The 12,761-nt window shown below is 66.9% G+C and carries 10 protein-coding genes; all 10 read right to left on the minus strand.

Features of this window, described 5'->3' with window-relative positions:
• Positions 1 to 2 precede the first annotated feature (2 nt).
• Complete coding sequence (locus E7811_RS11005) at positions 3 to 1,604, minus strand: glycoside hydrolase family protein (protein WP_136394672.1); 1,602 nt, start codon at positions 1,602 to 1,604, stop codon at positions 3 to 5.
• On the minus strand, positions 1,601 to 3,133 hold the full coding sequence (locus E7811_RS11010; protein WP_136394673.1) for a glucosamine inositolphosphorylceramide transferase family protein: 1,533 nt from the start codon (positions 3,131 to 3,133) through the stop codon (positions 1,601 to 1,603). The genes E7811_RS11005 and E7811_RS11010 overlap by 4 nt, the downstream gene beginning before the upstream one ends.
• On the minus strand, positions 3,126 to 5,609 hold the full coding sequence (locus E7811_RS11015; protein WP_136394674.1) for a condensation domain-containing protein: 2,484 nt from the start codon (positions 5,607 to 5,609) through the stop codon (positions 3,126 to 3,128). The genes E7811_RS11010 and E7811_RS11015 overlap by 8 nt, the downstream gene beginning before the upstream one ends.
• A gap of 181 nt (positions 5,610 to 5,790) precedes the next feature.
• Complete coding sequence (locus tag E7811_RS11020) at positions 5,791 to 7,029, minus strand: glycosyltransferase (RefSeq protein ID WP_136394675.1); 1,239 nt, start codon at positions 7,027 to 7,029, stop codon at positions 5,791 to 5,793.
• The gene (locus E7811_RS11025) at positions 7,026 to 7,904 is read right to left on the minus strand and encodes a glycosyltransferase family 2 protein (protein ID WP_136394676.1); all 879 of its coding nucleotides are present in this window, start codon (positions 7,902 to 7,904) and stop codon (positions 7,026 to 7,028) included. The genes E7811_RS11020 and E7811_RS11025 overlap by 4 nt, the downstream gene beginning before the upstream one ends.
• Positions 7,895 to 8,158 (minus strand): hypothetical protein, encoded by a 264-nt coding sequence (locus E7811_RS11030; protein ID WP_136394677.1) that lies wholly within the window; start codon positions 8,156 to 8,158, stop codon positions 7,895 to 7,897. Before E7811_RS11030 ends, E7811_RS11025 begins: the two co-directional genes overlap by 10 nt.
• Positions 8,159 to 8,196: 38 nt before the next feature.
• Entirely contained in the window at positions 8,197 to 8,967 is a 771-nt protein-coding gene (locus E7811_RS11035) for a sugar transferase (RefSeq protein WP_246020371.1), read from the minus strand.
• A gap of 166 nt (positions 8,968 to 9,133) precedes the next feature.
• Positions 9,134 to 10,564, minus strand: coding sequence for an oligosaccharide flippase family protein (locus E7811_RS11040; RefSeq protein ID WP_136394678.1), 1,431 nt, complete (start codon positions 10,562 to 10,564; stop codon positions 9,134 to 9,136).
• Positions 10,561 to 11,961, minus strand: coding sequence for a hypothetical protein (locus E7811_RS11045; protein WP_136394679.1), 1,401 nt, complete (start codon positions 11,959 to 11,961; stop codon positions 10,561 to 10,563). Before E7811_RS11045 ends, E7811_RS11040 begins: the two co-directional genes overlap by 4 nt.
• A 97-nt stretch (positions 11,962 to 12,058) precedes the next feature.
• Positions 12,059 to 12,760 (minus strand): 4'-phosphopantetheinyl transferase family protein, encoded by a 702-nt coding sequence (locus E7811_RS11050; RefSeq protein ID WP_136394680.1) that lies wholly within the window; start codon positions 12,758 to 12,760, stop codon positions 12,059 to 12,061.
• Between the last annotated feature and the right edge of the window lies 1 nt (position 12,761).

Raw genomic sequence — 12,761 nt, forward strand, 5'->3', positions numbered from 1 at the left:
CCCTAGGGCAGCGGCCCCTCGATCCGGATGCGGCGGCGCACCGATCCGTCGCCGTCCGGTCCGGCGGGTCCGACCTCGAATTCCACGGTCGCGCCTTCGGCCAGATCGCGTTCGACCGGCGGCATTTCAAACCGGGCGGCACCCGTTTCCCCCTGGGCCAGCACCTCGCCCCTCAGCAGCACGCGGATGGCCGAAGGTTCGGCCCCGTCGGCCGCCTGCCACCAGCCCTCGATCCGGTAGCGGCCTTCGGCAGGGGCGGTGAACCGTTCGACCGCAGCATAGGGGCGATCACCGAAACGCGCCGTGGTGATCCAGTTCGCGTTGATGGCCAGGGGCGACAGGTCGGGCGCCCCCCGGAAACTTGCCCATTGCCAGTCACGCCATTCCAGAGGGGTCAGCCCGATGTCGGGCCGGCGGGCGTGATAGCTCCACGGCGGCAGGTCGTAATGGAAAAGCGAGTCGTGAACCGGCGCACCCTTGACGACAATCTCGATCCCCTGCCCCAACAGGATCACCGGGTCATCGCCCAGGACGCTTGGCAGGTCCACCGGATTGCCCGTCGCATCGAAGGCTTGCGCAGTGCCCCGCACCTCGACCGGCAGGCCGGCGCCCCAGGCGACGACCGCCTGACCTTCCCCGCCATAGGCGAAGATGCGGGCGGCACGGGTCGGGCTGACATCCGTCGGGCGACCCAGCGGGATCAGGTTCTTCTGCACGAAAGCATAGGCCAGCCCCGCCGGCTTGATCTGCCCCTGCGGGGTGAAAAGGCCCATGTTGGGCCACCAGGGTTCGTCGATCAGGGCATACCATATCGCATCCCCCACCTTGGCCGCGGCCATCGCGGCCACGGATTTCACAAGGAACCCTGCCGACTCTTCCGGCCGGTCCGTCCATTGGCCGAACTCGGTGACATGGACCGGCTTTTCGCCGCCCATCTCCTGCATCAGCGCCCGAAGGCGACCGATTTCCAGATCGACCGTTTCAGGCGGTGCGCCATAGGGGTGGACAGACACGGAATCGCAGGCCTCAAGCCCGCCCGAACGGAAGAAATCGCGCAGGAACCCCATCGGGATGGTGTTCGTGCCCGCGCACAGAACCTCTGCCCGCGCCCGGACCGGACCGGCGGCACGCGCAAGCGACGCAAGTTCCCTTGCCGGGTCCTGTTTGAACGGGCCACCGATGCTTTCGCCCGCGTTCACCTCGTTTCCGATCTCGAACCGCGTGACCTGCCCGGCATAATGCGCGGCGGTCTCGGCCAGAAACGCGGCATGGGCGGCGCGGCCCTCGGGCGTGTGCGGGGTGTTGCCCGCATCGTGCAGCGGGTTCGTCCCGGTCTGGACGACCATCACCTCGATCCCCATCGCGGCCAGCGGCGCCATGTAGGCATCCGCCGGGGCGAAATCGTATTCGCCCGGCCGTGTCTCGATCCCCGCCCAATCCAGTTCGTCGCGCACCAGCGTCGCCCCCACCTCGGCCAGACGCGGCAGCAGGTCCAGCGACCAGCCCTGTTCGAAATGGGTCTGCACCCCAAGGCGGAACGGCGGTTCCGCCAGCGCCGCACCACCAAGCAACAGGGCGGGCGCAAGAAATCGCGCCAACCTCATGCCGGGCTCCGATCCACGACGAAAATCCCCTTGTCGAAGGTGGCGTGGTGCAGCCGCCGCCAGCCCGGCAGCGAACCGGGTCTGTAGCGCCGATGCAGGCGTTCGCGATAGGTGTCGGGGGTCAGTTCCTCGATCTCCATGATGTTCAGCCCGTAGCCATAGACATTCCGCCGGTTGTCCTGCGCGGGGCGGAACAGCCGCCCGCCGCTGCGAACCGCAGCACCCGCGTTGCGGGCGGTATCCGACCCGATCACGACCGGGTTCATCGGATGCGGCCGCAGATTGGCCAGCGAAGGACCGTCGCAGGAAAAGAGATGCAGCGCGATGGAATGTTCCTGAAACCGCCGGTGTTCTGAAAGGTTGGTGAACAGCCACCAGTGCCCGCCATGGCGCAGAAGGAAGGAATCCGCCAAGTGGCACCCTTCGAACGCGGTCGCGTGAAGTTCCCATTTCAGCGGGAAATCGACGGCACGCCACACCTCCAGCCGTCGATTGGACTGTGTTTCCGGGATCATGTAGACGCAATCGCCGTCGCGGAAGACATGCGGAAAGGACAGGTGCGTATCGCATCCAAGCGCCGTCCCCAGGGGGCGAAGGACACCGTCTTTCAGTTCCGCCACGTCGATCCGGGCGATCGTGTCGCGGCGATCCATTGCCTCGTAGAACAGAAAATCGCGGCCCGCGTGATGGAACAGGAACGGATCGGCCATCAGGAAGGCAAGGCGCGGCAGGGGGCGGCCCTGCGCGGGTTCGAAGGCATCTGGATCGCCGGTGCCAGCGACCAGTTCCCAGTGATCCTGCGACAGGCCCGACCGGTGCAGGATCGCGCCGGCCAGCCGTTGCACGATCGTCCGCCCGATCGATCCAAGGTATCCGGGCAAGGTCACGACCCCCGGAACACCGGCAACCGGCGCTGGCCCGACATGGGGGCCAGCCTCGCCCAGATGGGCGAGGGCCTTGCACAACGGCACGGCCGCGGCCTCGGCCACGAATTCGGCGGTCAGCGCGCTGGTGGGCTTGGGGTTGAACCGTGTCGAAAGGATGATCCGGGGTGGCGTGGCGCCCTGCTGCACGATCTCGACCGTGACCAGATCGCGCGCACGATCCGCGCGGGCCATGCGGGTGAACCCGCAGCCAGGGGGATGACCGTCGGCCCGGATCGTGATCTCGCCATGGGGCAGGGCGGCGCGGGTCGCGAAATCAAGCCTGCCTGTATCCAGTGACAGCGCCACGTCGGGGCCGTCCGCGCCCGCCTCGATCAGGGGCAAACCGTCAACGATCCGCTGCGCGGCGGCGGTATCCACCACGCCGAAGCGCCGTTCGACCATCCGCCGTTCCGCCGCCAGAACCGCGCGCAAGGGAAGGGCGGGCCGTGGCGCGGCCTCGGTCACCGAGGGTTGCAGCCGGCCGGTCAGCCGGAACCGCGGATCGGCCGCCATCACCGCGACCAGATGGGCCTGCCACCCGGACAGCCGCCATCCCGGCGCGGCGACCAGCGCGATGCGAAGGGGTGATGCGGCCCTAGCCATCCTGCGTCCGGCCGCGCGACAGGCGTTTCAGCTTGTCGTCCAGCACGCGTGTCACCCTGTCGAAACCCGAACGCAGAACGGATTCCCCGTGCCAGCCGCGGATGCGATGCACCGCCGTATCCGCCGAAAGCAGCGATCCCCAGCCCAGAACGCCATCCCGTGGCACGATCCCCTGCGCCTCGGTCACGAACAGGACAACCTCGCCCGAATAGGGCCGGAAGGCATAGGCCCTTGTCTGCCCCACGAATTGCGTGACGGTCGCGTCGATCATCGCATCCAGATCGGGGCGTTCACCCGCCTTGCCGGAAAGCCGCAGCAGGCGCTGGCCAAGACTGTACTGCTTCAGAAGGTCGGCCCAGCCGATCCGCCCCTGCATCCGCATCTTCAGGAAATAGCCAAGCCTGCGGGCGCGCACCGTCAGCTTGTCCAGCCAGCGGCGCAGTGCGGAAAACTCCTGCACCGCACCGGGCGCCCAGGTGTCGATCATCGCGACCGAGGCAACCGGGTTGTCGCGCGCCTCAAGTGCCTGCGCCAGCCGCAGCGCCAGCCGGCCATCGACGCAGAGTCCGGTCAGGATCAGCGGACGCCCGCCATAGCGCCGCACGACAAGGTCCGCCGCCTGTTCCATCGCTGCGTCGAAACCCGCCGCGGCCTCGGCGGCAAGCGCCTCGCGATCAGGGATGGCAATGTTGGCAACCGTCGCTTCCGCCCCGATACCCTGCCCGATCGACTGGTAGAGGAACGTCTGGTTGACCGACAAAAGCACCGGGCCCGCGGGCGCACCGGGCCGCAGTTCGATCAGCCCCCACATCGGGCGGGCGGGCGGTTCAGTCGCGGGGGCCGGGGCGGTTTCGGTGTTCCGGCCGATCAGGTCGGCCATGCCCCGAAGCGTGGGATCAGCCAGGAATTCGTAAAGCGAGGGCCTATAGCCGAAGGTTTCGCCAACCTTCGCCAGCATCCTGAGCGACAGCACGGAATACCCGCCCAGGTCAAAGAAATTGCCATCGACCGCGTCTGTCGGCAGGGCCAGAAGATCCGACCAGATCCGCGCAAGCCGGGGCAGAGCCCCGGCGTCCTCTTTCACGGCGGGCTGGGCTTCGGACGGGGCGGGGGCAGGTTCGGCGACCGGGGCGCGAAGGATGGGCGCCACCGCCGAAATCGGCTTGTCTGGCGCGTCTATCGCCTGGGTCAGAAGATCCACCATCGCATCGGCGATCCGTTCGACCGTCGCCGCCTGGAACAGGTTCGCGTTGTAGTCGATCACGATCCGCCAGCCCGACTTGCGGCCAAGAATGGCAAGGTGCAGGTCGTAAAGCGTGCCCGGCGAATGGGACTGCACCGACACAAGCTCGAACGGCCCGTAATCGAGTTCCTGAAGAAAGGCACGCTGGAGGTTGAACATGATCGACACGACCGGGATGCGCAGCGGATCGCGTTTCGGGTTCAGCTTCTGCACCAGCCGGTCGAAGGGCAGGTTCTGATGGGCGATGGCGTCGTTCACCAGCGCGCGGGTGGCCAGCGCGTGGCTTGACAGCGTCTGACCGGGGTCGATGTTGAAGCGCAGTACGATCGGGTTGGTGAAGATCCCGATCAGCGGTTCCAGATCCACGTCGTTGCGCCCGGCAACCTGGATCGCAAAGCTGACATCGCCCCGCCCTGACGCGCGTTCCAGCGCGGCACTGGTGGCGGCCGTGCCAAGCGCGAAGAACGACACATCCAGCCGTCGTGCGGCCTCGGTCATCCTTGCGTCGAAATCGGCAGGCAGGTCGCGGGCGATCGACCGTGTCTCGGGCTTGGCCACGCTGCGCGGATGATCCGAGGGCACCTCGAAATAGGCCATGTCGCGCAACTGCCGCAGCCAGTATTCCTCGTCCTCGGCCAGCGCGCCGGCGGCCTCGTAGTCGCGGAACCACATGGCATAGTCGCCATATTGCAGGGGCAGTTCCGGCAGGCCATGCGGGCGCCCCTCGATCAGGGCCGAGGCGATGGTGCCGAATTCATGGCCCAGAACCCGGATCGAAAACCCGTCAAACACCGAATTGTGGACGCTGATCAGCAGCGCGGCGCGGTCGCGCGACATCTGCACCATCGCCACGCGGAACAGGCAGGGCCTCGACAGGTTGAACGGCTCGTCGGCATGGTCGCGGGCGATGGCACGGATCCGGTCTTCCTGATCGGCCTCGGGGATGTTGCGGATATCGACGCGGTTCAGCTTGAAGTCGACATGATCGACGACCTCCTGCATCGGTTCGCCATCGCGTTCGACAAAGCGGGTGCGCAGGATCTCGTGCCGGTTGACGATTTCCTGGAAGGCTGCCTCGGCCACGTCGCCCGGCAGGTTGCCGCGCGCCTCCCAGCGGATCGCGAGGTTCAACCCCCGGTTCCCCGGCTGGATCTGGTCCATCACCCAGCAGCGCGCCTGCGTCACCGAGGCGGGAAATGTCGCCAGCACCTGTTCGGGTTTGACAGCCTTCATTGTTCCGATCCCCCGTTTGCCCGGACAGTCACCCGCCGGGCTTCTGGTTTCCGTTCGTCTGTAGTCCCTGCGGCATCCCGCGCGGCACCGACTGCGCCCGCCCCGGTGATGACTGCCCCAGTGATGACTGCCCCAGTGATGACTGCCCCGGTCATCACTGCCCCGTTCATCCCCGGCTCGTTCATCGCCGGCCCTCCGCTTCGGCCAGCATCTCGGCATAAAGCGCCAGAAGCCGGTCGCCCCAGTCGCCGGGCGCAAGCGAAATGCGCGCAGCCGTGCGCGGGCCGTGGGCGGCCATTGACCTGATCCTGGCGTCATCCCGCGCAAGGTCCGCCAGAAGCGTGGCCAGCGCCGCCGCATCGCCCGCCGGGAAAACCGCCCCCGCCCCCCCGGCCGTGATGTCGCGGGCCAGAAGCATGCCATCCGACAGGATCACCGGAACGCCGGTGAGCAGCGCCTCGACCGGGGCCAGACCATAGGGCTCGGGGCCAAGGGTGGGCGCCACCAGCGCGCGCGCCCCCATCAGCCGCCGCGCCAGCCCGGCGCGGTCGGCCCAGCCGTCGAACAGGTGTTCGGGATAGGCGTCCTGCAACCGGGCGCGGTCCTGCCCCTCGCCGACAAAACGCAGGCGCACCCCGGCGCGACGCGCGGCATCGGCCAGAAGAAAGACACCCTTGTAGGCGTGGATATCGCCGACATAGAGAAATTCGTCACAGGACCCCGGATCGGGCGCCAGTTCGGCGGGCCGGTCGGCGGGGTTGGGGATCACCACCGCCCGGACCCCGGCCATCCGGTCGCGCCAGAGGCGGGCGCCCATGCCCTCGTGGATCAGGGCCACCCGGCCATCGCGGAACAGGGGCGCCGCGCCCCGGTCCTGCAACGCCTGCCGCGCCACGCGCCACAGCTTTTGCGCGCGGCTGCGCTTGTCGCAGTTTCGCGCAAGGCAGGCCATCGACAGCGGGCGGCGCGTGCAGGTCGCCGCGGCGCGGTAGTCGAAGAACGCCCCGTTCGGACAGGCCAGAAAATAGTCATGCGCGTGCAGCACCACCCGGTGACGGACCGCCCCCAACGGGGCAAGAACCGAAGGCGAAAGCGTCTGCTGGATGCCGTGGACATGATAGATCGTGTCCGGCCGGTCGTTCGCCGCGATCCAGTCCCGCAGGGCGGAATGGGCGGCACGGTTCCACAGCCCGCCCAATGCCGCCGCGACGCGCCCCTGTTCCAGCAGCCGCCGCGCCCCCAGTGCGACCAGTTCGGCACCTGCCGGTTCATCGCCGCCCTCGTCCCCGGCAAAGACGGTGACGGGCAACCCGCGCCCTGCCATCAGCCCGGCATGCAGCATCGCCAGTTTCGACGCACCGCCCCGGGCGCGGCCGAAGTCTGTCAGGATCACCAGCCGTCCGGGGTGCCGCACCATCATTCCAGCTCCGCCGCGCGTTGGGGATGCAGCCTGCCGCGCAGAAGATCGGCGAAGGCCCGCAGGTTGCCGCGCAGCCTTCCGCGCCGGTCGACCTCGGGTTCGGGCCAGAGCGCGCGGGCCAGGTTGCGCACGAGATTGCGCAACAGGATCGCCGCAGCCCGCGACGCACGCATCGTGCCCTTCGACATCAGGTAGATCGGGTTTGCCACCTGCGAATAGCCCAGCCGCAGCCCGCTGACCCGCCCGGTCTTGGTGCCCATGTGCACACCGCGCAGCGCATCGGACCTGACCAGCGCACCATGCGGGGCCAGCGCGCGCGAGAAGTCCACATCTTCAAGCCAGCCGTAAAGCGGCAACGCCACGTCAAAGCGCAGGCCGGTTTCCACCACCGGCCGCCCCCGCACCGCCATGTTGCAGCCATAGCCGTTGTAGACCGGCACCAGACGCGGATCCCCGACCGGCGGCAGCGCGGCCACCGTTGCGACCGCTTCGTCCAGCGGGATGCCCGGGCCGATGATCCCGTCCTTCAGGACCGTTCCTGTGGCCAGAACCACATCCGACCGGGAGGTGAACAGCGCCTCGAGCGCGGCCAGATAATCCGGCGCCATCAGGAAATCGTCATCGAGAAACAGCAGAACGTCATCCGGCACGATCAGATCCAGCGCGCGGTTACGCTGGCGGGTCAGGCCCAGGTCTGACCGTTCCAGACGGGCCGGGAAGGGCAGCGACCGAAGGTCGGCCGCGTCCACGTCGCCCTCGCGCGCCGTGACGACGATCAGCAGGTCGGGAAGACGGGTCTGGTCTGCGATGGCGCGGATCGTCGGCCCGACGATGGCACGCCGCCCTGTCGTGGGGATGGCGACGATCAGGCGCATCGGCGAAAATCCCCCGATGAACCGCCGGTTTCGGCGCAATCCTGCCACCGGGATTCAGCTTTGTTGACCGGAACAGGCCGTGCACGTAGCAATATCTTTACGGCACCCTCAGGGTTGTGGCATCCAAAGATGGACATGAGCACGCACCGAACCACAACATATTCACGTTGCGCGGCTTGGTTGGCCTCGGCATCCGGCAGCACGTTGCGCCGGATCGTGATCGCCGGTTGCGCTCTGTTCTGGGTGCTGGTCATCTATCTGATCGCGTTCTGATACCTTTTTCGATCCGTCCTCAGACCGACCCTTCCCGGCGCAGCACGGCCCGCACCGTCTGAAGGATGATCTGCAGGTCCAGTTGCAGGCTGCGGCGGCGCACATAGTCGCAATCCATCGCAACCCGTTCCGGATAGGTGGTGTTGCTGCGCCCGTTGACCTGCCACAGGCCGGTGATCCCCGGCTTGACCGACAGGTAATCGGCATAGTGTTCGCCGTAGTGGCGCGCTTCGTCCTCGACGATCGGACGCGGGCCGACGACCGACATCTCGCCGCGCAGCACGTTCCAGAATTGCGGAAGCTCATCCAGGCTGGTCTTGCGGAAGAATTCACCGACGCAGGTGATGCGCGGATCGTCCGAAAGCTTCTGGTTCGCCTCCCATTCGGCGCGCGCCACCGGATCGGTGGCAAGAATGCGCGCCAACTGTTCCGGGGCATCCCGGTACATCGTGCGGAACTTCAGGCAATGGAACGGTTTGCCGTCCTTGCCCACGCGCTTGTGGCGAAAGAAGACGGGCCGACCGTCCTCGATGAGGATGACAATCACGATGACAAGAATGAACGGCGCGAGAAACAGCAGCGCCGAGAACGCGAAGACCTTGTCAAAAACCCACTTTGCGACATCGCCGGACCTGACCGTTCTGGAAACGGCAGTAACCGCTTCTTTCGGACCCGACTTGATACTCGTCTGCACCAACCGCTCAAACTGCACATCTGAAGGCATGGCAGCTACCCCAGTGCTGTAAACGTCAAGGATGAAAAATTTTGGGAGCGAATCGTAAGGCGTCACCGCTTATGTATTCAGTTTACTGCAATCATGCGGGGAAGCACGGCTTTTGCCTTGATTTTGCCTCTTTTCACGCTATGCGTGTGCACCTTTTGTCGATTCCGCCCAGGGCCGAAACGGTGGCTCAACATATGGTAGGAAAAGGGATTTCACCCCCAAGTGCGCAGGATCAGTCGCCCTTCCGGCGATCCAGAATCAGCCGCAGGAAGCGCCGGTCCACCACCATGAGAGCGCCGGAATAGACCACCAGCGCCACCACCGACGACAGGACAAGCCGCAGTGCGGCGGGCCAGACCTGAAGCGGGGCAAGCCCGTTGAAACCCCACGCAAGGCCAAGGGCCACCGCCAGCGCCACGGGCATCGCCCAGAGCCGCGCCAGGATCTCGACCCATCGGATGCGGGCGGCATGGAACTGGACCAGCATCGTGGTCACGAAGATCACCGTCGCCGCCGCGACCTGCGCCCAGGCCGTCGCCTCCAGCCCCCAGTGCGCGGCGATGACCGTCAACGCGACCCCGATCACGGCATAAGCGGCGACAAGCCAGGGCAGAAGGCCGATCCGCCCGGCCAGCGACAGGATCGCCTCGGTCGCGGCACCCGAGGCATACAGCGCGTATGCGATGGCCAGGATCCGCACCACCGGCACGGCGGGTCCCCATTCCGGCCCCAGCACCACAGCGACCAGATCCTCGGCCAAGAGGGCGAGGACCGCAAACAGCGGCACGGAAACCACCAGAAGCGCGGAAAAGAACCGATTGGCGGTGTCGCGGAAATCCACCTGCGGCCCGGATGAAGCATTGCGCGCGGCGCGAAACAGGCTCCAGGCCAGAACGCGGGTCGGCTCGCCCAGAACCTCGCTCAGCGCGCCGACCAGCCGTTGCGCGGCGCGGAAATACCCGGCATCGGCCGCCCCCAGATAGAACCCGATCACCAGCGTCCCCGCGTAAAGCCGCAGGTTCAGCAACAGCCTGACCGCGATGATGCGCGAGGAAAACCGGAACACCTCAAGGAATTCGGCCAGCGTCATGCGCGGATCGGGCCAGAGCCGCACAAGGACGAAGACCGCCAGCAACCAGACAAGCCCGCCCGCCAATCGCCCGTAGGCCAAGGCAAGCACACCGTCGCCGTTCAGCAATGCGGCGATGGACACGGCCAGATTGGCAAGCTCTCCAAGGCTCGAGGCGATGGCCGCCGGGACCAGACGATCCTGAAGGTTCAGGATGCCCGCATATGTGGCACCAAGGCTCACCACCGGGATCCACAGCGCCAGAACCCACATCAGCCGCAAGGTCGCGTCGTCGTCATAGGGCAGGACATGGGCCGCCACGACACCGAGTGCCGCAAAGCCCGTGCCTACGAACAGACAGACAGCCAGAACCTGCCGCAACCTTCGGGTCGTGCCCGCCCATTGCATCACGAACTCGGGCCAGCCGGCCAGCGAGAATTGCGACAGGATCACCGTCCAGGCCGCGACAACCGCAAAGACCCCGAATTCGGCTGCCGACAGAAGCCGCACTGCCACAAGGAAGATGATGAACTGCGACGCCTGCGCCAGCACGCGCGACGCCGCCGTCCACGCCCCCGCCCGCAACACGCTCATGCCGGGTGCACCCTCGCATGGGCAGGGGCCGCCTGCATCGCCCGCGCCCGCTGGCGCGCGGCCGCCGACATGGCCGTGACCGCCATCAGGAACAGCGTGGGATTGGGGGTCGTGGCCGAAAGCATCAACGCCGCCAGAAGCGTCAGCGCGGTGGCGCGCGCCGCGTGAAACGCCCTCCGGTCATGCGGGTCGGTGATCCGCCGCCCGCCGCTGATCGCCAGAAGGAAGAAGATCGCGAAGGACAGCGTGCCGGGCAGGCCCACGCTTCCCATCAGCACCGCCGCCAGCCCGTTGGCGCGCAGCGAACCCGCCCCCGCCCCCAGACCGCCGGTTTCCGCGAAGGCCTGGAACCCGGCCCTGGCCCAGGCGCTGCGTTCAATTCCGGATTCGCTGCTTGCCTTGGAAAAGATCAGCCAGTCCAACACGTTGCTTGCGGATTTCGTCACGCCCGGCAGCAGGAACAGCAGGCAGATCGCGGCAAGGCAAAGCGACACCACGATGACAAATCCATGTGCGAACCCCCGGCTCATGCCGCGGCCCAGATAGACGGGCATATGCGCCAGGATCACCACACCCGCCACCGCAACCGCGACGAAGCCCGAGGAGGACAGCGACGTCAGGGCGCAAAGCAGGTTGCCAAGCGCCAGCCCCCCGTGCGCCCCCCGGCGATGGATCAGGAAGGCCATGGTGAAATAGGCGAAGAACGCGGCCGAGGTCGCACCGAAGGCCGAGGCTTCGGAAAACCCGCCGATCACGCGCGGAAAGCCGTTGAAGCTGTGTTGGTTCAGCAGGCTGTAATCGGCCGTGCGGATCACCGAAAGGAGCGTGTCCAAGGCCATCAGGTCGAGCACGCCCAGAAGGATGTTGATCCCTGCCGCAATCGCCAGGCCGCGTTCGCCCAGTGCGGGCGACCGGCGAAAGAACACCGCCGCCGCCGCAACGAAGAAGCCGAAGGACAGCAGGATATATCCCGCCTGCGCGACATTCGACATTCCAGGCGCAAGGGGTTGCATCGTCGACTGGAAAAAGATGCTGACAGCGATCCCGGTCGCCGAGACGTTCATCGGAAAGACCAGGAATTGACCTGCGAAAAGGCGCACAAGGATCGTGGCCGAGATCAGCGCATAGACAGCATAAAAGCCAAGAAACGCATTCGTGGCCGTCAGCACGCCACGTTCGACATGTGCACCCGCACGCACCCAGGCAAGGATCAGCGCCGCCATCGTCAGCGAGGCCAGCAGGTCGGTGACAAGCAGCGACAGCCCGGCCACCTTCACCGCGGCGAACATGCCGAAGGGCAATGTGGCGATGGCCACGACAACGCCGTTGTCGGGGCTGCGGATCACCCGTGCGATCCAGATCAGAAGAAAGACTGCCGATGCGGGGAAAAAGGCCATCAGCGTCCTCGCTCTGCGAATGTACTGCGGCCGGCGGCGTTGGCAGGGCCGATCCTTCGTTCCTTCGGACGGGTGTCAGGGGTTCGGGCCAGTATCGTCATGGCAGGTCACGCCTTTGCAGCCGTATCGCGCGCCCGCCACTGCGCAGGGCGATGGCCCCCTCGAACCCCGGCGCCGGGTCAAGCCCGATCATCACCCAGGCCGCGGCATCGTCATCGGCGATTCTGACGACGCGGGGCGGGTCGTTCGCCGCCAGCGTGACGTCAAACCCCTTCAGCGGCAGCGACAGCCCGTGCCCGATGGCCTTCACCATCGCCTCTTTCCGGGTCCAGCAGCGAAAGAAGCCCCGCGCCCAGTCCTGCCCCGTCAGGGTGCCCAGCACCGCATTCTCGGCAGCCGAGAAATGGTGCAGGGCCACCGCCGGTTCCACCGGCCGGATACGTTCGATGTCGATCCCCGGCTGAAGCCCGGTGCAGACCGCAAGCGCCGCCATCCCGCCGGAATGGGAAAGGTTGAACAGCGGCATCCCCGCGCCGCGCAGAGCCGGGCGGCCATGACTGCCGTAGTCGAAGACCAGCGCCTCTGGCGCCTGTCCGACCACAGCGCCCAGAACCTCGCGCAGTTGCCCGCGCCCGGCGATGAAGGCGTCGCGGTGTTCGGCCCGAAGGAACCGCGCGGCGCGGGTCGCCTCGTCGGCGGACAAAAGATCGTGCCAGCGCGCGATCCGTTCAGGCGTGGCCTGAAGCGACCATTGCCACAGATCGACCGTCACGGGTGCATCTGCCGGGGGCGTCTCCATC

This window comes from Aliigemmobacter aestuarii, assembly GCF_004799285.1.
GTDB classification, from domain to species: Bacteria; Pseudomonadota; Alphaproteobacteria; order Rhodobacterales; family Rhodobacteraceae; genus Aliigemmobacter; species Aliigemmobacter aestuarii.